The 22,380-nt window shown below is 71.6% G+C and carries 21 protein-coding genes; 13 read left to right on the top strand and 8 right to left on the bottom strand.

Annotated features, from left to right (window positions below):
• Positions 1–27: 27 nt before the first annotated feature.
• On the bottom strand, positions 28–1,212 hold the full coding sequence (locus tag ACZCLJ_RS18225; protein ID WP_463104791.1) for an aminotransferase class I/II-fold pyridoxal phosphate-dependent enzyme: 1,185 nt from the start codon (positions 1,210–1,212) through the stop codon (positions 28–30).
• A 410-nt stretch (positions 1,213–1,622) separates the two neighbouring features.
• On the opposite strand from ACZCLJ_RS18225, the gene ACZCLJ_RS18220 reads away from it, so the two are divergent.
• Positions 1,623–1,826 carry a VOC family protein gene (locus ACZCLJ_RS18220; RefSeq protein WP_463104790.1) on the top strand — a complete coding sequence of 68 codons (204 nt, stop codon included), beginning with the start codon at positions 1,623–1,625 and terminating at the stop codon, positions 1,824–1,826.
• A 48-nt stretch (positions 1,827–1,874) separates the two neighbouring features.
• On the opposite strand, the gene ACZCLJ_RS18215 is transcribed toward ACZCLJ_RS18220, so the two are convergent.
• Entirely contained in the window at positions 1,875–2,309 is a 435-nt protein-coding gene (locus tag ACZCLJ_RS18215) for a MarR family winged helix-turn-helix transcriptional regulator (RefSeq protein ID WP_251150519.1), read from the bottom strand.
• A 101-nt stretch (positions 2,310–2,410) separates the two neighbouring features.
• On the opposite strand from ACZCLJ_RS18215, the gene ACZCLJ_RS18210 reads away from it, so the two are divergent.
• Complete coding sequence (locus tag ACZCLJ_RS18210) at positions 2,411–3,004, top strand: isochorismatase family protein (RefSeq protein WP_463104789.1); 594 nt, start codon at positions 2,411–2,413, stop codon at positions 3,002–3,004.
• 127 nt (positions 3,005–3,131) lie between these two features.
• Complete coding sequence (locus tag ACZCLJ_RS18205; protein WP_463104788.1) at positions 3,132–3,644, top strand: septum formation family protein; 513 nt, start codon at positions 3,132–3,134, stop codon at positions 3,642–3,644.
• A gap of 35 nt (positions 3,645–3,679) precedes the next feature.
• Here the strand turns inward: ACZCLJ_RS18205 and rsmI are convergent, their stop codons facing one another.
• Complete coding sequence (gene rsmI, locus ACZCLJ_RS18200; protein ID WP_463104787.1) at positions 3,680–4,564, bottom strand: 16S rRNA (cytidine(1402)-2'-O)-methyltransferase; 885 nt, start codon at positions 4,562–4,564, stop codon at positions 3,680–3,682.
• A gap of 34 nt (positions 4,565–4,598) precedes the next feature.
• Here rsmI and ACZCLJ_RS18195 point away from each other — a divergent pair, with 34 nt between their 5' ends.
• Entirely contained in the window at positions 4,599–6,344 is a 1,746-nt protein-coding gene (locus ACZCLJ_RS18195; protein WP_463104786.1) for a dolichyl-phosphate-mannose--protein mannosyltransferase, read from the top strand.
• Here ACZCLJ_RS18195 and ACZCLJ_RS18190 read toward each other — a convergent pair whose 3' ends face one another.
• The 3 genes from ACZCLJ_RS18190 to ACZCLJ_RS18180 form a co-directional block, all read right to left on the bottom strand.
• On the bottom strand, positions 6,345–8,060 hold the full coding sequence (locus tag ACZCLJ_RS18190) for a hypothetical protein (protein ID WP_463104785.1): 1,716 nt from the start codon (positions 8,058–8,060) through the stop codon (positions 6,345–6,347).
• 85 nt (positions 8,061–8,145) lie between these two features.
• Positions 8,146–9,627, bottom strand: coding sequence for a family 20 glycosylhydrolase (locus tag ACZCLJ_RS18185; RefSeq protein WP_463104784.1), 1,482 nt, complete (start codon positions 9,625–9,627; stop codon positions 8,146–8,148).
• A gap of 115 nt (positions 9,628–9,742) precedes the next feature.
• The gene (locus ACZCLJ_RS18180; RefSeq protein ID WP_463104783.1) at positions 9,743–11,353 is read right to left on the bottom strand and encodes a hypothetical protein; all 1,611 of its coding nucleotides are present in this window, start codon (positions 11,351–11,353) and stop codon (positions 9,743–9,745) included.
• 155 nt (positions 11,354–11,508) lie between these two features.
• Here ACZCLJ_RS18180 and ACZCLJ_RS18175 point away from each other — a divergent pair, with 155 nt between their 5' ends.
• Complete coding sequence (locus tag ACZCLJ_RS18175) at positions 11,509–12,012, top strand: DUF4190 domain-containing protein (RefSeq protein WP_251150527.1); 504 nt, start codon at positions 11,509–11,511, stop codon at positions 12,010–12,012.
• Between the two features lie 282 nt (positions 12,013–12,294).
• On the top strand, positions 12,295–12,954 hold the full coding sequence (locus tag ACZCLJ_RS18170; protein WP_463104782.1) for a hypothetical protein: 660 nt from the start codon (positions 12,295–12,297) through the stop codon (positions 12,952–12,954).
• Between the two features lie 316 nt (positions 12,955–13,270).
• On the opposite strand, the gene ACZCLJ_RS18165 is transcribed toward ACZCLJ_RS18170, so the two are convergent.
• Positions 13,271–13,987, bottom strand: a complete 717-nt coding sequence (locus tag ACZCLJ_RS18165; RefSeq protein WP_463104781.1) for a hypothetical protein — start codon at positions 13,985–13,987, stop codon at positions 13,271–13,273.
• Positions 13,988–14,128: 141 nt separating this feature from the next.
• Here ACZCLJ_RS18165 and ACZCLJ_RS18160 point away from each other — a divergent pair, with 141 nt between their 5' ends.
• Entirely contained in the window at positions 14,129–14,662 is a 534-nt protein-coding gene (locus ACZCLJ_RS18160) for a hypothetical protein (protein ID WP_463104780.1), read from the top strand.
• Here the strand turns inward: ACZCLJ_RS18160 and drmB are convergent.
• On the bottom strand, positions 14,659–16,473 hold the full coding sequence (gene drmB, locus ACZCLJ_RS18155) for a DrmB family protein (RefSeq protein WP_463104779.1): 1,815 nt from the start codon (positions 16,471–16,473) through the stop codon (positions 14,659–14,661). The two genes, ACZCLJ_RS18160 and drmB, sit on opposite strands and share 4 nt — an antisense overlap.
• 285 nt (positions 16,474–16,758) lie before the next feature.
• On the opposite strand from drmB, the gene ACZCLJ_RS18150 reads away from it, so the two are divergent.
• The 6 genes from ACZCLJ_RS18150 to ACZCLJ_RS18125 are packed head-to-tail and all read left to right on the top strand — an operon-like array spanning position 16,759 to position 22,321.
• Positions 16,759–17,613, top strand: a complete 855-nt coding sequence (locus ACZCLJ_RS18150; protein WP_463104778.1) for a hypothetical protein — start codon at positions 16,759–16,761, stop codon at positions 17,611–17,613.
• Positions 17,614–17,645: 32 nt separating this feature from the next.
• Complete coding sequence (locus ACZCLJ_RS18145) at positions 17,646–18,317, top strand: SAF domain-containing protein (protein ID WP_463104777.1); 672 nt, start codon at positions 17,646–17,648, stop codon at positions 18,315–18,317.
• Entirely contained in the window at positions 18,317–19,081 is a 765-nt protein-coding gene (locus ACZCLJ_RS18140; RefSeq protein ID WP_463104776.1) for a hypothetical protein, read from the top strand. Before ACZCLJ_RS18145 ends, ACZCLJ_RS18140 begins: the two co-directional genes overlap by 1 nt.
• On the top strand, positions 19,078–20,577 hold the full coding sequence (locus ACZCLJ_RS18135) for a CpaF family protein (protein WP_463104775.1): 1,500 nt from the start codon (positions 19,078–19,080) through the stop codon (positions 20,575–20,577). The genes ACZCLJ_RS18140 and ACZCLJ_RS18135 overlap by 4 nt, the downstream gene beginning before the upstream one ends.
• Positions 20,574–21,419 (top strand): type II secretion system F family protein, encoded by an 846-nt coding sequence (locus tag ACZCLJ_RS18130; protein ID WP_463104774.1) that lies wholly within the window; start codon positions 20,574–20,576, stop codon positions 21,417–21,419. Before ACZCLJ_RS18135 ends, ACZCLJ_RS18130 begins: the two co-directional genes overlap by 4 nt.
• The gene (locus tag ACZCLJ_RS18125; RefSeq protein ID WP_463104773.1) at positions 21,416–22,321 is read left to right on the top strand and encodes a type II secretion system F family protein; all 906 of its coding nucleotides are present in this window, start codon (positions 21,416–21,418) and stop codon (positions 22,319–22,321) included. The genes ACZCLJ_RS18130 and ACZCLJ_RS18125 overlap by 4 nt, the downstream gene beginning before the upstream one ends.
• Positions 22,322–22,380 lie beyond the last annotated feature (59 nt).

The raw sequence follows: 22,380 nt of genomic DNA, 5'->3' as shown, positions 1-22,380 counted from the left end.
GGTGGACGCCCTGGGCGCGGGTGCGGGCTACTGGAGGCGGGTGAGGCCGCGCTTGAGGCCGCGGACTGCCTGGCCGATGCGGTGCTCGTTCTCGATGAGGGCGAACCGGACGAACTCGTCGCCGCCCGGGCCGAAGCCGACGCCCGGGGAGACGGCGACGTCGCAATCCTCCACGAGGTGGGTCGCGAACTCGATCGAGCCCATGTCGCGGTAGGGCTCGGGGATGCGTGCCCACGCGAACATCGTGCCGCCGGGCTTGTGGATGTCCCAGCCGATGCGCTGCAGGCCGTCGTAGAGGGCGTCGCGGCGCGACTCGTAGACGGACGAGATCTCCTGCGGGTGCTCGGTCGCCTCGTTGAGCGTCACGGTCGCGGCGATCTGGATCGGCTGGAACGTGCCGTAGTCGAGGTAGCTCTTGAGCTTCGCGAGCGCGCCGACGACGTCGCGGCGGCCCACGAGGAACGCGACGCGCCAGCCCGCCATGGAGAAGGACTTGGTCATCGAGTAGAGCTCGACGGCGACCTCGCGCGCACCGTCGCACTCCATGATCGACGGCGGGCGGAACCCGTCGAACGTCATGTCGGCGTAGGCGAGGTCGTGGACGAGCACGACGTCCTTGTCGCGCGCCCAGTCGACGAGGCGCTGCAGGTCCTCCTTGGTCGCGACGGTCGTCGTGGGGTTGTGCGGGAACGACAGCACGACGACGCGCGGCTTGGGCCAGCCCAGCTCCCACGCCTCGATGATGCGGTCGATGTACCCCGCGGCGTCGGTCCCGTCGCCGATGGGGACCTGGCGGGCGTCGGCGCCCGCGAAGTAGGGGCCCCAGATGTGGATGGGGTAGCTCGGCGTGGGGACGAGCGCGACGTCGCCGGGCTGCAACAGCACCCACATGAGGTGGCTGAAGCCCTCCTTGGCGCCGATCGTCGAGATGACCTCGGTGTCCGGGTCGAGGCTCACCCCGAACCGGCGCTGGTAGAGCCCCGCCACGGCCTCGCGCAGCTTGGGGATGCCGCGAGACGCGGAGTAGCGGTGGTTGCGGGAGTTCTGCGCCGCCTCGGCGAGCTTGTCGACCGCGATCTGCGGGCTGGGCAGGTCCGGGTTGCCGAAACCGAGGTCCACGACGTCGCGACCTGCTCGGCGTGCCTCGATCTTGAGCCCGTCGATGATCGTGAAGACGTAGGGCGGCAGACCGGGGATCCGGCGGAACTCCATCGCAGTGCTCCTGCTCGTCGGGGTGCCCGCGGTGCGCGGGACTCGGGTCCCGGCAGCGTACGCCCGCGAGCCGTGGTCCGGTCGCGGCGTCCACGACGCCCGCCCCTGCCTGTCCCCCGTCCGCCGTGCTGCCCGCACAGCCCTGTCGCCCGCGTCGCGCGCCCCCTACGGTGAGAGGCAGCCGAGACCGCGACGTCGCCGAGGACGCCCGGCTCGCACCCGACCGAGGAGCTCCCATGCTGGTCCCCTACCTGACCGTGCACGACGCCGCCGCCGCGATCGACTTCTACGCCCGCGCGTTCGGGGCCCGGGAGACGGGCGAGCGCTGAGTCGAGGACGACGGCCGCGTCGGCTTCGCCGCGCTCGAGGTCGGCGACGACACGTTCTTCGTCTCCGACGAGTACCGCGAGGTGGGCGCGTACGCCCCCGCGACGGTCGGGCACTCGACCGTCGCTGTCGTCCTCGGGGTCGACGACGTCGACGCCACGTACGCGGCCGCCCTCGCCGCCGGCGCGACGCCCGACCGCGAGCCGGACGACCAGGGCGCGGAGCGCCGCGGCTGGCTCGTCGACCCGTTCGGCCACCGGTGGGCGCTCGAGTCGCCGGCCCGCTGACCCGGACCGCCCGGCTCCCGCCGGGCGGAGCCGCGCCCGGTGGCCACGTCACCCGCCGGACGACCACCCGAGGTTGCGCGCCATCTGCTGGAGGGTCGCCACCGTCGTCGCGTACCGCTCGGGCGAGACGCCCTCGGCGACGCGCTCGCGCGACCGCGACACCGCGTCGAGCAGGTCGTGGTACGCGTGGTTCCCGGCGAGCGTGACCGATAGGCCGGCGTCGGACCGCGCCACCCACCCCCGGCGCACGAGGTCCTCGACCTCCGCGCTAACCGACGCCGCGTGGCCGCCCCCCGCCGCGCCCGTGAAGGGTGACAGCACGCCGTCGACGGCGGTCTCCTCGCTCACGCCGTCACGGATCGTGTTGAGCACCTGCCAGTGCCGGCGCGTGAGACCGGTGTGCTGGAACACCTCGTCGAAGCTCTCGTCGATGAGCCGGTCCACGAGCTTGAGCCAGTAGCCGATCGGGCGGTCGGTCGTCATGGGTCCTCCACGCGGTGCTCGGGCGTCCCCCCACTGTGGCACCACCCGCGAGGGCGCGCCCGGCGTCCCGTACGCCGGTGGACGGTGGCAGAGTGGACGTCATGAGCGAGAGCACGCGGGCGCCGCGCCGCGCCCTGATCGTCGTCGACGTCCAGCCCACGTTCTGCGAGGGCGGCGAGCTGGGGGTCGAGGGCGGGAACGCCGTCGCGCAGCGCATCGCCGCCCACGCGCGCGACCACCGCGACCGGTACGACCTCGTCGTCACCACCCAGGACTGGCACGTCGACCCGGGCGAGCACTGGAGCCCGGCGCCGGACTTCGTCGACACGTGGCCGCCGCACGGCATCGCGGGCTCCGCGAACGCCGAGCTCCACCCGGCGCTCGCGGACCTCGCGCCGGACGTGTCCGTGAAGAAGGGCGAGTACCAGGCCGCCTACTCGGGCTTCGAGGGTGTCGACGTGGCGGGCCACGCGCTCGCGGACCTCCTGCGCGAGGCCGGCGTCGAGGCGGTCGACGTCGTCGGCATCGCCGAGTCCCACTGCGTCCGCGCGACGGCGCTCGACGCCCACGCGCTCGGCCTCGACACCCGGGTGCTCACCGACCTCACCGTGCCCGTGACGCCCGAGCTCGGCGCGGCGGCGCGCGAGGAGCTCGCGGCAGCCGGCGTCACGCTCGAGGCGAGCGACGCCGCCTGAGCGCACCCGCCCGGGAGGCGCCCCGGGTGGCATCGAAATGCCCTCCCGGCACGTGGGTGCGTGCCACTACTCTTCGGCGTGCTGCCGTCCGCACCGTGCCGACGGCCACGACACACGGAGCGACCTCATGCCGCGCTTTGCCCTGCGCACCCCTGCCGCCCTCCTCCTCGGTCTCGCCGTGCTCGGCACGAGCGCGTGCGGACTCCTCCCGCGCTCGGAGCCGGTGCGCGACGAGTCCGGCGCCATCACCGAGGCGGACACGGACGCGGACGTCTTCAGCCTCGCCGTCGGCGACTGCACGAACGACGGGGACGAGGCCGAGAGCACGGAGGCCGCGGAGATCGCGACCGTGTCCGTGGTGCCGTGCGACGAGCCGCACGACAACGAGATCTACTCCTCCCACCTCCTCCCGGGCGACGACTACCCCGGGGAGGAGACCGTCCTGCAGACCGCCGACGAGGTCTGCCACGAGGCGTTCGCCGGCTTCGTCGGCCTGGCCTACGAGGACTCGGTCTACGACTTCTGGCCCATGTACCCCACCGAGGCGAGCTGGGCGCAGGACGACCGCGAGGTGCTGTGCCTCGTCTACCACGGCGACCTCGAGCCGGTCACCGGCACCCTCGAGGGCATCGCCGGCTGATCACGCCGATCACCCGCTGACCGACGCCGCGGCGCTCACCCCTTGCGGGCCTCGAGCGCCGCGGCGTAGAGGTCGCGCTTGTGCACCCCTGCGCCCGTCGCGACGTCCGCGACGACGTCCTTGAGCCGCTCCCCGCCGTCGACGCGCGCGAGCACCGCCGGCACGAGCTCGGCGACCGGGACGGGGCCGCGCGCGGGCGCACCGCCGACGACGACGCAGATCTCCCCGCGCAGCTGCTCGGCCGCGGCTCGCTCGGCGAGCTCGGCGAGCGTCCCGCGCAGCACCTCCTCGTACGTCTTGGTCAGCTCGCGCGCGACGGCGGCCGGCCGGTCCGCGCCGAACGCGTCGGCCATCGCCGCGAGCGCCTCCGCGACGCGGTGCGGCGCCTCGAAGAACACGAGCGTGCGCGGCTCGTCGACGAGCGCCGCGAGGGTCCTCGACCGGTCCCCGGCCTTGCGCGGCAGGAAGCCCTCGAAGCAAAAGCGGTCGGTCGGCAGGCCCGAGAGCGCGAGAGCGGTGAGCACGGCGCTCGGACCGGGCGCTGTGGTCACCGGGACGCCCCGCTCGACCGCGCGCGCCACGACGCGGAACCCCGGGTCGGACACGCTCGGCATCCCGGCGTCGGACACGACGAGCACGGTCCCCCCGCCCTCGACCACGTCGAGCAGGTCGTCGGCGCGCTCGGACTCGTTGTGCTCGTGGAAGCTCGTGACACGCCCGCCGACCTGGATGCCGAGCCGGCCCGCGAGCCCGTGCAGCCGTCGCGTGTCCTCTGCCGCGACGACGTCGGCCTCGGCGAGCAGACGACGCAGGCGCGGGCTCGCGTCCTCGGCGTTGCCGATCGGCGTGCCCGCGAGCACGAGGTGACCCGCCTCGCGGGGTGTCGCTGCGGCGTCGGGCAGGTCGGTCGCGGGGCTCATGGTGCCCAGGGTTCCACACGGGCGACCCCCTACGATGGCCTGCGTGTCCCAGCCGCCCGCCGACGCGCACCCCGGGTCGACGCCCCTCGCGCCCCTGCCCGACGACGTCCCGGGACGCAGCGACGACGCCTCGCCCGGCACCTCCTCGCCCGCCGGGTCCGTGCCGGGCGACTCCTCGCCGGACCCCGCCGACGAGGTCCCGGACCTGAGCCACCGGGACCGTCTCCTGCTCGCGCTCCTCGGTCCGCGTCGTCTGGCGCTCGGAGCGACGGCGCACGACCGTCTGTGGGGCTGGCTCGGCGTCGCGATCGTGGCGGCCGTGGCCGCGGTGCTCCGGCTGTGGAACCTGGGCCGTCCGGGCACGCTGATCTTCGACGAGACGTACTACGTCAAGCAGGCGTACACGCTGCTGCGGGTCGGGTTCGAGGCGGACTGGCCGGACGAGCCGAACCCGGCGTTCGAGGCCGGCGACGTCGACACGTACCTCCCGACCGCCGACTACGTCGTCCACCCGCCGCTCGGCAAGTGGATGATCGCGCTCGGGATGAGGGCGTTCGGCGGCGCGGAGAACCCGTGGTCGTGGCGCATCGCGTCGGCGGTGGTGGGCGTGATCGCGGTGGTGCTCGTGGCGCGCATCGCGCGCCGCCTCTTCGCGTCGACGGCGATGGGGATCGTCGCGGGCTCGCTGATGGCCGTCGACGGCGCGGCGATCGTCCACGCCCGGACGGGCCTGCTCGACAACATGCTCATGCTCTGGGTGCTCGTCGCGTTCGGGTGCCTGCTCCTCGACCGCGAGCAGGCCCGGCGGCGGCTCGCCGAGCGGTGCGGTGCGGTCCTCGACGCCGGCGGACGCCTCGGGAGGTACGGGCCGCAGCTCGGCTGGCGCTGGTGGCGGTTCGCCGCCGCCGTGTCGCTCGGTCTCGCGTGCGGCGTCAAGTGGTCGGGCCTGTACTTCCTCGCGGTGTTCGCCGTGCTCTCCGTGCTGTGGGACGCGACGGCGCGCCGCACGGTCGGCATCAGGCGCTGGTGGGAGGACGCGCTCCTCGTCGACGCGATCCCCGCTGCGCTCGTGATGCTGCCGACGGCAGCTCTCGCCTACCTCGCGACGTGGACGGCGTGGTTCCGCACGCCCGCGTCGTACATGCGGCAGTGGGCGCTCGAGAACCCCGGCGAGGGCGTGCCGTGGCTCCCGCCCGCGCTGCGCTCGCTGTGGGAGTACCACCTGAAGATGTGGGACTTCCACACCGGCCTCTCGTCCGAGCACCCGTACGAGGCCCACCCGCTCGGCTGGATCGTGCAGTGGCGCCCCACGTCGTTCTACTGGCGGTCCCAGGACGCGGGCGAGGCGGGCTGCGAGGTCGAGCGCTGCGCGCGGGCGATCACGTCGCTCGGCAACCCGGTGCTGTGGTGGACGGCGGCGCTCGCCGTGGTCGTCGCCGTCGTCCTGCTGCTGCGGCTCAAGGACTGGCGCGCGCTCGCGGTCCTCAGCGGGCTCGTCGCGGGCTGGGTGCCGTGGTTCGCCTACCCGGAACGGACGATCTTCACGTTCTACTCGATCGCCTTCACGCCGTGGGTCGTGCTGACGCTCGTGTACGTGCTGACCGTCGCGCTCGAACGGACGGAGCACTCGCGCGTCGGCCGCTCCCGCGTCCGGGTCGGCATCACGGTGCTGCTCACGACGATCGCCGCCGTGAGCGTGTTCTTCTACCCGGTCTGGACCGGGATCCAGGTGCCGTACTGGTTCTGGCACCTCCACATGTGGCTGCCGAGCTGGATCTGATCACTGGTAGCTGACGAAGTCCGGCGTCGGCCGGACCGCCCACGTCTGCTCGGGCGTCAGCATCGGCGCGTCCTCGTCGTAGAAGTTCTTCCACCCCCAGAACACCCCGGCCGGCGCGTCCCGGTGCAGGTTCGCCCACGTCGCGGCCTTCGCCTCCTGACCGCCCTGGCCGTCGGCGTGGATCACGGTCGCGAGCTCGGGATGGGTGGTGTCGAGCCGTTCGCGCTCGCTGATCATCGAGAGCCGGAACTGGTGCAGCAGGAAGATCTTCTGCGGCAGGTCGCGCTCGCGGACCAGGGAGGCGAGGTAGTCGCCCACGGCGTTCACCTCGTCGACTCCCACCGAGCCGATCTGCGCGAGGTGCACCTGGTCCGGGCCGAGCCGCCACTCCGGGTCGAGCGCGACGCCGACGTGCGGCTCGACGACCAGGTCCTCGTACGCCCGGACCTGCGTGAGGAAGTCGGTGCGGCCGGGCTGGAAGTCCAGCACGACGTAGACGCCCGCGTCGCGCGCCGCCTCGACGTAGGGCCGGGCGAGGTCGGCCGACCGCTCGTTCGAGTAGTTGCCGTCGGTGCCGGCCGAGCCGGACGCGACGGTCGTGATGATCTCGAGCGTCGGCACGACGGGCTCGCCCGTCAGCGCCTCGTACTGCGCCGCGTGCTCCTGCGCGCGGGCGATCGTGGCGGGCACGTCCTGCTCGCCGAGCACGCCGAGCACGGGAGCGCCAGGCGACCCGTACAGCGCGACGTACCGCTTGCCGGGCAGCGCGATCTGTCCGCCACCGGGCAGCTCGACGCCCGTCGCGGCCGTCTCGACGCGCCACGTGAGGTCCTCGGCGGTGCCGAACGACGGGCCGAGCCCCACGGTGCCCGACGTCGCACCGTCGGCCTGGGCGTCGTGCACGCCCTCGACCGTGGCGGACGTCGCGCGCGGGTCCCCGCCCGGCACGTCGAGAACCGTGGCGCCCGACGCGCGGGCGGTCGCCCCGGCCACGGCGCTCGCCGGGGTCGTGGTCCGGTCGGTCAGCGCGAGGGTGCCCGCCGACGTCTCGGGCTCGCCCGTCGCGGGCAGGTCGGCCAGCGCCGCGTCGAGCGCCGCAGCGTCCGGCTCGCCGTCGGGCGCGACGGCCGCGGGGTCGACCGTCACCGTCACGACGTCGTCGAGACCCGGGACGGCGCGCGTTCCGGTGTCCGACGGCGTGGCGTCCGGCGCGTCCGCCCCGCCCGTCTCCGTGCCGGGGGCTGGTCCGGCCTCGACGAGCGCCACCCCCTCGACGCCCAGGCGTCGCAGCTCCTCCGCGACACCCTCCCCACCGTCGCCGTCGCTCACGACGAGCACCGGGCCCGCGACGGACTCCGCCGCGGCGCCGGCCACGGCGACCGTCGCCGCGTCGGCGGCCGACGCGGTCGGCACGAGCACGGCGAGCGGCGCGGCCTCGAAGAACGTGCGGCTCGCCGAGAGCGTCAGCCCGGCCGGGTCCTGCTCGGGCAGCGTCGCCACCCCCTCGACCGTCGCGGCCCGTGCAGACGGTGCCGTCGGCTCCTCCGTCGTCGTGCCGCTGCCGTTCGGGGTCGGGTCCGTGGGCGAGCCGCCCGTGCAGGCCGCGAGCCCCGTCCCCACGGCGAGGACGGCCGCGAGGGCGAGCACGCGCCGTCGGGCACGGGTGCGGGCGGACCCGGCAGGGTCCCGGACGGGGTGGGTGCGGGGAACGGTCATCCGATCGATCGTCGCAACGTGCCTCGCGCCGCGCGACCTCAGCGAGCGATCTCGGCGGTGTCGTCGGTCACCCCGCGAGGCCGGCTCACCAGTCGACCTGCGGCGTGGGGTGGAACGCGCGGCCGTCGCGTCGCCACGCGGCCGCCTCGACCGCGACGCGACGGCGGAAGTCGTCCCAGTCCTTGCGCTCGGGCGTCGTCCACGCGACCTCGGCCACCGCGGACAGGCGCGGCAGGAGCATCGTGAACAGGTCGTCGGTCGTGACGATCCGTTCCGTCCACACGGCGCCCTCGACGCCCTCGATCGACGACGGCGGCAGGCCCTCGACGACGCCCTCGGGCTCCCAGTCGTAGGAGTCGCGCAGCTCGACGAGCCCGGCCCACTCCTGGCCGAGCGGGAAGTCCGCGGTGTACTTCATGTCGAGGTAGACCTTGTTCGCCGGGGACAGCAGGACGCGCGCGCCGGCCCGTGCGGCGTCGGCCAGGTAGGTCAGGTCGGCCTTGTGGGTGTCCCAGTACTGGACGATCGTCCCGGGCCGCAGCGGGGCCTTCGCCGCCTCCTGCCACGCGACCGGTGTCTTGCCGGCCTCGCGGATGATCCGCTCGCATAGCTCGACGAACCGCGCGTACTCGTCGGGCTCCATCGTCAGCACCTCGTCGCCGCCGAAGTGCACGTGCTCGCCGTCGGTCACGTGCGCCAGGTCGGTGAAGACGTCGCGCAGGAAGGGCTCGGTCGCCGGGAGGTCGAACGTGAGCCGCGAGAAGCCGACCTCGATGCCGGTGTACGCGTCGGTGGGCACGCCGTCGGGCCGCAGCTCCCCGTACACGTGCGTCGCGGCGTTGATGTGCCCGGGCACGTCGATCTCGGGCACGACGCGCACGAAGCGCTCCGCCGCGTAGTCCTGCAGCGCCCGGAAGGCGGCGAGCGACAGGTGACCGCCCTTCCCGCCCGAGCAGTCGCCGTCGGACGAGAGCTTCGCGAGCTCGGGGCGCGACGGCGACTCGATCCGCCAGGCCTGGTCGTCGGTGAGGTGTAGGTGCAGCACGTTGAGCTTGTACGCGCTCAGCACGTCGACGACGGCGCGCAGCGCCTCCGGGCCGGAGAAGTGGCGCGCGACGTCCACCGACAGCCCGCGCCACGGGTAGCGGGGCGCGTCGACCACGACGACGAACGGCAGCCGTGCCGTCGGCTCACCGCCGCCGGACGCCGGGACGGGCTCGACGAGCTGGCGCAGGGTCTGCGCGGCGTGCAGCAGCCCGGCGGCGTCCGGGGCGGAGAGCGTCGCACCGTCGGCGTCGACGACGAGCGAGTAGCGCTCGTCGCTCGTGGACCCGTCGGGTCCCGCCGAGGGGTCGACGCGCAGCTGGACGGGCAGGTCGGCGGGCGCGCCGACGTCCGGCTTCCCGGCGCCCGCGGGAAGGGTCGCCTCCAGGAGCTGGGTGACGAGGTCCTCGAGGCCCGCAGCCGCGTGCTCGTCGAGGCCGTGCACCCGCACGGTGACGCCGGTCAGGGACACATGACCGCCGGCGTGGCGGACGTCCAGGGGCTGCGGGATGAGCGAGACCATCGGAACCTCGTTGTCGTGGGCTTGGTCGTACGGCGGCCGATCGAATCGATTCGGCATTTGTGAGGAGCACACCGTAACCCGCGTCCGGTCACCGGGCCAAGACCCCTTGCCCGGCCTACGGAGCCGCGGCCACGTACCGCGGGGCGGGCTCGAGCGCCAGCACGCCCGCGACGTCGAGGGTCGGGTCGGACGAGCCCGTCGTCCACCCCGGGACCGCGTCCGTCGGCGATCCCGTCACCACGCCGTCCCACGCGTCGACCCGTCGCTGGTAGCCGCCCGAGGCGATCGACTGCACGACGACCGCGAGCTCGCCCGCCCCGGCGTCGAGGTCCGCGAGGCCGCGGACCGCGTCGGCGGCCGGCGTCTGCACCACGAGCAGCTTCTGCGGGAGCGCGCCGGAGCGCACCGTCTCGCCCAGCAGGACCGCGACCGCCTCGACCTCGGCCGCGTCGACGGTGCCGGACCGGACCGCACCCCTGCGCGCGGACACGTCGAGAGCGACCCCGACCCCGGGGAGCGCGAGCAGGCCGGCGTACTCCGCGACCTGCTCGTCGAAGGTCGCGCGCCCCGGCTCGAAGGAGAGGACGACGTGCACGCCGGCGGCGGCGGCCGCGTCGACGAACGGCCGGAGCTCGTCCGCGGGCACCTCCGTCGAGTAGTCGCCGTCCGTCCCGGCGCTCGACGACGACCGGGTCGCCCGGACCTCGACGACGGGGACCGCCGGGCCGCCGCTCTCCGCCGCGAAGGCGTCCGCCGCAGTGCGTGCGTCCGCGAGCGCCTCGGCGGCGTCCTCGGCGTCGACCGCCTCGAGCCGCGAGGTGACCACGTCCGCCCCGACCGCCACGTACCGCGCGTCCCCGGCGAGCACGAGCTGCGTCCCGGACGGCAGCAGGATCCCGGACTCCGCCGCCCGCACGCGCCAGCCGAGCTCCTGCGACGTGCCGAACTCCGCACCGATCCCGACGACGGCGAGCGCCTTCGCCTGGGAGATCGTCTCCACGACCGAGGCATCGGCGCGCGGGTCACCACCGGCGACCTCCACGGGGAGCGCACCCGCTGCGCGCGCCGTGGCGACGGCCGCGACCTGCGCCTCGCCGGGCTGCGCGAGGACCAGCACCTCCGTGAGCACGTCGGCCTCGCCCCGGGCAGGCAGAGCGTCCTGCAGGTCCTGGAGGTCGCGCGGGTCGATCTCCCCCTCGGGCGTCAGGGCGTCGACGTCGAGGCGCACGCTCGTCACGTCGTCGAGACCTTCCAGGGCCTCGGAGCCGTCGTCGCCCGCCTCCGCCCCGCCGTCCTGCGCGCCGCCCGGCGGGACCGGGTCCTCGGCGACCTCGACGACCGCGACGGCGCCGAGGCGGTCGAGCTCGGTCCGCACGCCGCCGTCCGAGATCCCGCCGCCCACGAGGAGGACCGGTGCCGTGAGCGGTGCGGCGACGGCCGCCGCGGTCGCCTGGGCAGCGACGTCGCCCGCGGCCGCGAGCACGACGACTGGCGCGGCGTCGAAGAAGGTCTGGCTGGCCGTGAGGGCGAGCTCCGCCGGGTCTGCGGAGCCCAGCACGAGCACGCTGTCCGCCGGCTCCGCAGCCCGGGCGACCTGCGTCGGCGCGGGCGAGGCACCCTCGGCACCTGCAGGCTCCGCGGCGCACCCGGACAGCGCCGGGACGACCGCCACCGAGAACGTGGCAGACGCGGCGAGCGTGACGAATCGGACCTTCCGTGGGTTCACGTCCCCATCATCGCGTACGCCCGGGAGCCGATCGACCCGGCACGTGACGAAGTGGTGAAGAGCGGACCGTGACACACCTGGCCAGGACCTGGCGGCGGCGTGTCGTACCAGGGCATACTGGCCGCGCCGTGCCCACGAACCGAGGAGCGACTTCCATGTCCACCCCCGACCAGCCCCAGCAGCCGCAGGAGCCGAACCCGTCCGGACCGCCGTCCTTCGGCGGACCGCAGCAGGGCGGCTCCCCGCAGTACGGGGCGTCGACGCCGCAGGGCGGAGCTCCGCAGTACGGGGCACCCCAGGCGCCCCAGTACGGCGCACCCCAGGCCCCGCAGTACGGCGAGTCGACGCCGGGCTACTCCGCTCCCGCGCAGAACCCGGGCAAGACGCTCGGGATCGTCGGCTTCGTCCTGTCGTTCCTCGGCTGCCTGTCGATCGTCGGCATCATCCTGAGCATCGTCGCGCTGAACAAGTCCAAGAAGGCCGGCTACGGCAACGGCCTGGCGATCGCCGGCATCATCATCGGTGTCCTGGTGCTCATCGGCACGATCATCGGTGGTTGGGTCTTCTGGCAGGGTGTCCAGATCCTCAACGAGGCCTGCGTCGGCGTCCCGTCCGGCGAGACGGTGGTCTACGAGGGGGTCAACGTCACCTGCCCGTGACACCTGAGCTTCCCGGAGCCCGGGGTCGCGACCACCACGGTGGTCGCGGCCCCGGGCTCTTTCGTCCGACCAGACGCTCGCGGCAGGCCGGCAGGCGCCGCGTCCCTCATCGGGTCGTCGACGGGAGATGTTCAGATGCGCTCGTGGCCATGGCACCGTGATCCCGACCGCGCCGCGGCGCGGTCGACACGCCGACACGCCGACACGCCGACACGACAGAGCGTGAGAGATCGGGGACATCCCTGATGGCGGCAGGGGTCCGGGATCGGCAACCCTGGTGCTGTGAACCTCAGAACCTTCGCACGCACCTGGCTCGCCTGCCTGATCGGGTGCCTCCCCCTCCTCGCTCTGCTGCTCGTGCCACAGCTCATGCGCAGCCGTGCCGGTAGCGAGCAGCTGCTCATCATCGGCACGGGCCTTCTCCTGATCCTGCTCACGGCGGCGTTCGCGTTCGCGCCTCTCATGGCTGCGTGGTTCGCTCCGGTCCGCGGGTCCTGGGAGCCGCAGACCGCGCTGCGTGCCACGACGGTCGTGTGGCGACACAGGAGGCGTAGCGCGACGATCGCGCTTCTCGCCGGGATCGCGACGTACGCCGGGGGTCAGGCCGCGGGCTACTGGATCGGCTCCGCGGTGCCGTACGTGACCGACAACCCTGAGCACCTCACCGATCCGAGCCAGCCCCTGTGGCTCATCCACTACCCCGCCTACGTGCTGCAGGCGATGGCGCTCTACCTCGCCACGACGCTCGCCGTCGCGGTCTACGGCTGGAGGATCCGCTCGTTGAACCTGCAGCGCGCGACGGCGACCATGATCGCTCCGACGAACGAGGAGTCCGTGCTGAAGAGGCTCGCCCGGGCTGGGGGCCGGCATCCCGAACTGCCGCGGCATCGCAACGTTCTCGCCCGTCGCCAGGGTTCCCCGGGAAAGCACGAGGGCCGCTGACCTGGAAGTCAGCGGCCCTCAGCCGGTGGAGCTAGGGGGATTCGAACCCCCGACCTTCTCTTGGCGGGTCATACGACCCGGCGCTCCCGAAGTCCGTTACGTCGTTCGTCGGTCACCGACGCCTTGACCACCACGCACGTTGGAATCGCGGCGATCAGCGGACCGATTCATCCAGGCTGACACCGTCCGCCGACCACAGTCAATCGTGGTCGCTCGCCGGGCGCCGGGCCGTGGAACACGCGTGCACCGCGCGCCTCGCGTGGAACTCGCGTGGAACCGTCTGCGTGGTGCTGTCGGCAGCGTCGCAGCGCCTTCGTCAGGAGAAGCGGAAGTCGCGGTACGACGACCCGACGTTGAACCGTTTTCCGTCCTTCCGTCGCTGCAGGAGGCGCGCGATGGTGTCAACGTCGTTCGGACGCATTCCCAGCTCACGGCACTTCGCGCGTACCTGCTCCACCGACACAGTCGCCCAGCGTTCCGGGCGGTTCATCATGTCCGCCTTGAGCTTGTCCTCCTCATTCCACTTGAGTCCGGAAGAGTACCCGGCGGCCCACCGCGCGACGTACTCAAGGATTCCGCCCACATCCTCGGAAAGTTGGCCGTCCTCAACCGGTCGCAGGTGCGCGCTGTCCAGAAGGAGAGGCACAACACCATCCGCGAGCAGGTGGATGGGGTTGGCGTCCTCGATCCATTCGGCTGCCTCCCTTCCCCCGTGCTCGATGACCACGAGCGCATCGACATCGACGTCCCAGAGGTCGTTCAGACGCTGACGGTCTGGCCACGCATGCACCACACGGTTGCCGGTGAGGTGACCTGTGGAGAGCCCGCGCCAGCTCAGGTGCGTCACACCGGGTCGTGCAAGGAAGCGCGTCAGTGTCTCGCTCCCAAATCGCTTCTGCGGCGTGATGACGGTGATCGGACCTCCGCTCTGCGCGCCGATCCACGCGATCGCACGTGCAGTCTGTTGCTCGCGCGTGTCTCCCTCACCGATCCGCGATACGGCGACGGGGTACAGATAGGCGTCCGATGACATGACTCCTCCTCGCGAAACCTGATGAGCTGACGCTAGCCGTCGCATCCGACAGGGCCGGTCGGGCAGGATTCCGACCGGTGCAACGCCCGGGGCACGTCGCTCCGGTAGCTTCAGCGTGCGCGAGCTGCGAAGCTCGCGGATGTGGACGGCTACTCGCGGCATGTGAAGGCGGTCATTCCGCCTGAGCACACCGCGGAACTCGCGGTCGTCGACGGATTGGCACGTCAGCTCGCGGAGCACATCGCCTCCACCCGCAATGCGATTGCAACGATCCATGTCCACGGCGCGCCGAGCAAGGCGATCCAGGACCACATCGCGACGCTGCTCCGCGTCCAACTCGGCTTCGGCGAAGAAGTTGTCCTCACGCCCCAGACTGGGTTCGTCACGCAGGCCCGGCCGGACTTCTTCTACAGGCTCTCGCCGAGTCGCGGTGTCATCGCGGAGGTCGAGCGCGGCGGCACGACGACGAACAACCACGATCTGAAGGACCTCTGGAAAGCGCACATCGCGCCGGACGCGCATCACCTGTTCCTCATCGTGCCAAGGAACAACTGGAAGGCCGACGGGACGCCGCGGGAACGCCCGTTCCAACTCGTCTCGCGGCGGTTGGGGGCCTTCTTCGGCGAGCCGCGTCGCGAGATCGACGTGCTGAGCGCCCACGTGTTCGCGTACTAGCCGTTCAACGGGATGGCGCGAACCTCCGCAAGTAGCCCGTCCAAGAGCCCTGGCACTTCGGATCCACCAAGCACGAGCTGGCGGTCCAGGAGCCTGTTCGCGGTCTCACAGGAGGTCTCGCTGACAAGCGAGCACCCGTGGCATGCGGAGAGGTTCAGGCTCGATGAGCCTTGCCGGTCACTCTCGATACAGACGGGATCGTTCGAGCAGACGTCGGCGTCGTCGAGGGCCGCGAGGATCAAAGGGATGAGCTTGTCCGGGTCACCAAGGCGGACGAGACCACCAAGCGTTCCTTGAGCGTCACCGGCCGCGGTGTAGACCAAGATCCCCGCGGTCCGGTCGGGGCGGTCCGAGTGCGCGTAGATGCGCTCCTGAAGTGATGCCGACGAGTATCCCGAGGCGTACGCGAGGCGCCTGATAAGGAGGTGCGCGATCGTGTGGAGTGCCACGAACCGCGGCTCGGGCACGTCCAACCGCTGTGCCCATGTCGTGCTCTGACGGCGTTCGGCAAGGACGCCCGCCCGTTTCTGCACCGCTGGCTGCGCCTCCCACTCGGTCAGGTAGCCCTCGTCGAACTGGATAAAGATGCCCTCGCCATACATCTCGATCGCCGGAAGGGTCGGCCGCCTCCTGCCCTCGGCAGACAGGTCGGCGCAGATCAGCTCTGCCTCGGCGGAGTACCGACGGAAACCCCTGAGTGCACTCACCTCACGAACCCGGCGGACCTGCCCTATCGCTGTGATCCGCTCCATGAGCGCTGCGGGAACACCGGACTGAGCGTCGACTCGCCACGAGTCCACGACGAAGTCCCCCTCGGACCGATCGCGTCCCGCACGGCCCAGCTTCTTCAGGAACGCAGCCCACTCCCCGTCCTTGAGGTCGGCCACGACATCATCTGGCTGATCGTCTGCGGAGTCCGCGATCGCAATGACGTCAGCGACCTGGACCCCGAGATCCTCGGCAATCATCTCGGCGATCATCTCAGCCTTCGGGCCCCCGTTGTCCGCCACCAAGCGCGCAAAGAGATCGTGCGCGCGCACTGCATCAACCGACGCCACCGAGCTCGGCTTCTCTTCTGGGATGTCCAGGGCCGAGATTCGTTCCGCGATGTAGTTGCCTGTTGCCCCGCGTTGCACTGCAACGAGAGGGTGTTCACATGCGTTGGCGGGGAGTGGCTCTTGCCAGGGCTGAACACCTTGGCAGCGGATGCCGTCGCGACCCAGGGACTCCTTCAGGACGAGTTCCGACAGAGGTCGCGACCGCTTGCAGCCCGTGCACTCGACACGCAACGAGTTGAGTCCTTCGCCGTGCTTTGCCGAGCGCACGAAGCGGAGCTCCTTGTATGCACGGCAGAGACGGACGGCCTCGGTGACACCGGCATCGCGCCCACGGTGAGCCCACTGGAACCAAGGGATGTCCTGGAGATGGCTGCCCTTCTCGCACACGGCGACGTAGCGCATCGGGACGAGGAAGCCGCCACACTCGCACTTATTAGTCCACTTGCCCCGGTCCTTTCCCGTCACCCGGGACAGCCGCGAGCACCGCTCGCAGAAGCGCCACGTCGGGAACCGCCAGTACAGGAGGCTTGCCGTGTCCTTGCCTGCGCGATCGGCGTGGGTCGGTGCCTCTCGAAGAACGCTCGGCCCGATCCGCTCGACCAGTCGCGGGCAGTGGATCTCGGGGGCGAACCTCTTGTCCCACCAGGACGTGTCGGGGGCGATCAGTGACTCACCACGGATGTCCACGACGGCGCCGACGCCGAACGGCGAGACGGTCTCCGACAGTCGCAGGTCATGCTTGATCCGCTGCACTTGACCCCTCCTCGAACGGCTCTCGTACCTCGACGGCGACGTTCGGCTCCACCGACCTCATTGAGTCCGCGACGAGCCATCCTTCGCCCGTCTGGCCAAACCGTTTGAAGAGGGCCTTGTCGTCGCCTTGCGGCCTGTCGTACACGAGACCCTGACCCGCCTCTCGCGCCTCGCGCGCGCGTCGGTCCCAATGGTTCAGGAGGGACTCGACGCGTTCGCGCGTATCTCTGACCTCGACCCGGGAGTGCCGCCGAGGGGGCACCGCAGTGCCAGCAGATCGACCTCGTGACCGGCCTCTGCATCATCGCGGTCGAGGCACCGCCGGCGGGGCCCGACGTCGACCCGGTGACCGACGACGGTCCGGCAGAGACCGGTGAGGGTTCGCCGTGCTGGTTCGACCCGTCGAGGCAGAACGTCTCGGACGTCGAACCGCAGGCGGTCCCCTGCGAGCAGGACGGCATGTGGTGGTCGAACTCGTACGGCTGCTACGTCCGTGCCCTCGACCCGCAGCCCGACGGCACCGACCCCGCGTGGGGCGGCCGCGACCCGGCTGGCGGAGGCCTCATCTACGAGTGCTGGCAACCGATCACCGACTACTCGGTGTACTTGTGGCTCGAGAGCGCACCCGAGCGGTCGGGGCAGGGACCCTCTCCGAGGGCGGTCGCCGAGATGGCCATCGACGAGATGAACCTCACCGCGATCACGATCGGCATCGTCCCCGACCCGGGTGCGGGATCGATGGGGATCGTCGGTATGCCCGTGTGGATGTGGGCCGCCGACCCCAGCCCTTCCACCGTCGGCCCCATCACGGCGACTGCGTCGGCGGGCGGGGTCACCGTCACCGCGACGGCGAAGATCCACAAGATCAGCTGGGCCATGGGCGACGGCTCCACCGTCGTCTGCCAAGGCGCCGGAACGCCGTACCACGTGAGCCACGGCGGCGCTTCGTCGCCGGACTGCGGCCACGTCTACACCCGCACGAGCGCGGGTCAAGCAGGCGGTGTCTACACCGTCACCGCCACCTCGGACTGGGTCGTGACCTGGGAGGGCGCCGGACAGACCGGGACCATCCGCATGGGCGACCTCGAGCGGTCCGTGCAGATCGCCGTCGGAGAGGCGCAGGTGCTCGTGACGCAGTAGTCGCGACCGCCACGCAGGAAAGGGCAAGAGTCATGGCCACCTCTATCCAGGACGGCACCACCAGGGCGTCGTCGTCGGTCGGGCCCCCGACAACGCCGCCTCCGAAGCCGCGCAGGCGGGCGTGGCAGATCGCCACGGCGGTCGCGCTGGGCGCCGCCGGCATGATCGGCGGGGTGCTCGCCTGGACGTCGACGTCGTCGATGACGGCGGTGCTCGTGGCGAAGGAGACCATGCACCGCGGCGACGTCATCACCGAGGAGTCGTTCACCCCGGCCCGTACGTACGACGACGCGGCTCTCGACCCCGTCACGGCTGCCGAGCTCAGCGATCTTCTCGGCGAGCGTCTCGCCCTCGACGTCGCGGGGGGAAGCATCGTCACGCACGACGCCGTCACCGGCTTCGAGCCGACCCAGCCCGGCAGGCTTCTCGTCGGCGTGCGCCTCGACTCGGCGCACGCCCCCGGGTCGCCGCTCCTCGTCGGCGACGAGGTGCTCGTCGTCGTCACTCCGCCCGAGGGCGGCGCGACCGGCGAGGGCGTTCCTCCCTCCGCGCACGCCGAGGTGGCATCCGTCGCCGTCGACCCAGAGTTCGGCGGCACGATCCTCGACCTGCTCGTCACCGAGGCCGACGGTCCGATGGTCGCCGCGAACGCGGCGGCGGGGAACGTCGCCGTCCTGCTCGAGCCTCGCGGAGGTGAGGACTGATGGCGGTCATCACCCTCTGCTCGGCCGCTGGTGCGCCGGGAGTCACCACGACGGCGATAGGCCTGGCGATGTGCTGGCCTCGTCCCGTGCTGCTCGTCGAGGCGGACCCGCGCGGCACCTCGACGATCCTGTCCGGGTTCTTCCAGGGCGCACGAGAGTACGACGTCGGCCTTGTGGAGCTTGCGCTCTCACCGCTGGAGATCTCGGACGCGCTGCGCGACATGGTCCGCCCGCTCGGCGGAGAGGCGAGCTTCCTCGCAGGCACACGCTCGCACGCGCAGGCCCTTGGTCTCAAGGACCTCTGGGGCAGACTCTCCGAGGCACTCGACGACCTCGAGAAGACGGGCCAGGACGTCATCGTCGATGCCGGTGCCCTCGGCTTCCCGGGCTCCCCCGAGGCGCTCCTCTCGCTCGCCGACCTCACACTGGTGGTCACGCGCACCCACCTGCCCGCGCTCTTCGCCACCCGGTCCTGGACCGAGGCGCTGCACCGCAACGCGCCCTCGTGGCAACAGCCCGGGCTGCTCCTCATCGGCGAGGGCCGGCCCTACACGGCACGCGAGGCGGCCAACCTCCTCGGCGTCCCGGTGGTCGCGTCGATCACCGACGACGCCGAAGCCGCCGCCGTCTACCATCGGGGCGCGCACGCGCCGCGCAAGTTCGCACAGAGCCGGTTCATCCGCTCTCTTCGTGCCGCGGTCGACGCGATCGGCCACACCGTCAACACACGCCGCGAGGACCTGCTGCGGGAGGTAGCGCCATGACCGACCTACGCGTGGCGCAGACCTCGAGCGGGTCTGACGACGAGGCACCGCCACGTATCGACCCTGCCGCGCTGCCCTTCCTTGCCCAGCCCACGGTGCCGATCCATGCGACGACAGGAGCGACATCGGCCGCTGTTGCCGGGCCACCGGAGACGACAGACTCCGTGGACTGGAGCCTCATCACGGCGCTGCGCGCCCACGCCTCCGAGTTGCTCTCCCAAGCCACCGCCGGCGAAGGTCTCGACAAGGCGAGCGAGGAGCAGCTCGGCCGGTCGATCGCCCTTGATCTCATCGAAGCGGCTATGGCGGAGGACGCCAACACCGGTCGACCGACGTGGTCGCTCGCCCGGCAGCGCGTGACCGCAAACGCCGTCTTCGACTCCCTGTTTCGGCTGGGCCGGTTGCAGCCGCTCGTCGACGACGACCGCGTGGAGAACATCATCATCACGGGCTTCGATCATGTGGTGCTCGAACTCGTTGACGGCACGCTGCTCCAGGGGCCAGCCGTCGCCGACTCCGACGAGGAGCTGCTCACCTTCCTCCAGTTCCTCGCCACCCGGTCCGAGGTCAACGCGCGCCCGTTCTCCGAAGCGCAACCGTCGCTGCACCTACGTCTCGACGGGGGTGCACGTCTGGCGGCACTCGCCTGGGTGACCCCGCGGCCGTCCATCGTGATCCGGCGTCACCGGCTCATCAGCGTCACCCTGGACGAGCTCGTGGAGAAGGAGCTGATGACCGACGTCGCGATGTCGTTCCTCGCGGCGGCGGTCCGGGCGCGGAAGTCGATCGTCGTCGCGGGGGCCCAGGGCGCCGGCAAGACCACTCTGGTGCGGGCGCTGTGCTCGGAGATCGACCCGGACGAGGCGATCGTGACGATCGAGACCGAGTACGAGCTCCAGCTTCATCTGCTCCCCGACAAGCACCACATCGTCCATGCGATCGAAGCCCGCCCCGGATCCGGCGAGAAGGGTTCGGACGGCCGCGCTGCCGGGGAGTACACGCTCCACGACGGGCTCTACGACTCCTTCCGCTTCAACGCCTCGCGGCAGATCGTCGGCGAGGTCCGAGGCAAGGAGATCTGGCCGATGATCAAGGCGATGGAGTCGGGCACGGGCTCCATGTGCACGACCCACGCGACCAGCGCTGCAGCGACGCTCGAGAAGCTCGTCTCCTGCGCGCTGGAGGAGGGGCACGGTGTGGACGACCGCGTCGTCGGCCGCAAGCTCGCCGCGACCGTCGACCTCGTCGTCTACATCGACGTGCGCGACGTCGTCCGACCCGACGGCACCCAGCGCCGCCAGCGGCACGTCACCGAGATCGTCGCAGTCTCCCGCGGCGAACGAGACCTGGGCTACTCGATGACACACGTCTTCCGCAGCCTCGAGCGCGCTGGGACCGCATACCCGCACACCCTGCCCGACGAGATGCGAGACCTCGAGGACTTCGGCTTCGACCTCACCGAGTACGTCGCGACCCAGCAACGGAGTGTGTCGTGAGGGGCGTCGGCCTGATCGTCTCCGGCACGCTGGTCGGCCTGTCGATCGCATGGTTCGTTTTCGCGATGCGGCCCGACCCGGAGGGCGACGACCAGACGGTCCGTCGGCCGAGCCGATGGAGCCGCGTCCCGCGCCGCACGTGGATCGTTCTCGCCGTCGGTGTGCTCGCCGGTGTCTGCACCTGGCTCCTGACGGGGTGGCTCGTCGCCGTCGTCGCGATCCCCGTCGCCGCGGTCGGACTACCGCTGTTGCTCTCCGACGGCGGGGCAAGCACGCAGATCACCCGGCTCGAGGCGATGGAGGAGTGGACGCGGTCCCTTGCCGGGGTGCTGACGGTCGGCGTCGGGCTCGAGCAGGCGTTGGGGGCCACCTTGCGCTCCGTGCCCACCGCCATAGCGCCCGAGGTGCGCCGTCTCGTGGCGCGCCTGCGCGCCCGCTGGAACACCGAGGAGGCGTTGCGTGCGTTCGCCGACGAGCTCGATGACGCCACCGGCGACCTCGTCGCCGCGAACCTCATCCTTGGTGCACGACGCCGGGGCGCGGGCCTGGCGTCGGTGCTCCAGGCTCTCGCCGAGTCCGTCGCAGCGGACGTACGGGCGCGACGGCAGATCGAGGCCGACCGAGCCAAACCGAGAGCGACGGCCCGATGGGTCACGATCATCTCGGCCGGCGTCCTCATCGTCTTCACCTTCTCCGGCCAGTACGTCGAGCCGTACTCGACGCCGATCGGGCAGGTCGTCCTCGTCGCGCTCGTCACGGCCTACGTCGCCGTGCTGCTGTGGATGAAGCGCATGGCCGCAGGAAAGCCCGCTGCTCGCCTGATTCAAGGGGGCGCCCAGTGAACACCACGATGGTTCTGCTCATGCTCTGCGGCGGGCTCGTCGGCCTCGGTCTTGCGCTGCTCGTCGCCGCAGTTCTCCCGTCACAGCCCGTGGACCTTGGGGACGCCGTTGCTCGCATCGAGCGTCGCCCGTCGACGTCGTCTGCGGCGACGACCGCGCCCCGAGGAGCAACGGAACGCATCGGGAACTGGGCGATGAAGACACTTCCCGCCCGCGCCTGGGTGCGCACCCCGGCTCGCGAGCTCGCGCTACTGCGCATCTCTCTTCAACGCTTCTACGGCGAGAAGGTCACGTTCGCCCTGGTCGGCCTCCTCGCACCGCCGCTCATCGTCGCGTTCTTCCGTTTCCTCGGGCTCGACGTGCCGTTCCAGATCCCCGCGGTCGCGTCGATCGGCCTCGCCGTCGTCATGTTCTTCATCCCGAACTACAACGCCATCGACGACGCCAAGAAGGCACGCGGCGAGTTCCGGCGATCTCTCGGCGCCTACATCGACCTCGTCGCGCTCGAGCGACTCAACGGATCCGGCCCCCGTCAGGCCATGGAGTCCGCGGCCGAGGTCGGCGACTCGTGGGTGTTCACGCGCCTCGCCGAGGACCTCGCGCGGTCGCGGTGGTCCGGCGTGCCCCCGTGGGACTCGCTGCACGTCCTTGCCACCGACCTCGCGCTGCCGGAGCTCGACGACTTCGCCGACATCATGCGGATGTCCGGAGAGCAGTCCACGAGCGTCTACCAGCACCTCCGCGCACGGGCCGAGGCGATGCGCACCGCGATCCTCGGTGACGAGCTCGCTCAGGCCAACGCGACCGGTGAACGTCTGTCGATCCCGGGTTCGCTGCTCGGCGTCATCTTCATGGCGCTGCTCCTCGCGCCGGCCCTTCTGTCCATGTCCATCAGCTCCTGACCCCGTCCCGATGCTCCCTGGCCGGAGCACCGCACATCGCACGAAGGAACACCGTGGAA

It is taken from the genome of Cellulosimicrobium sp. So1_17, assembly GCF_055181235.1.
The sequence above is the reverse complement of the archived record's forward strand: the minus strand, read 5'-3'. Positions and strand labels throughout refer to the sequence as shown.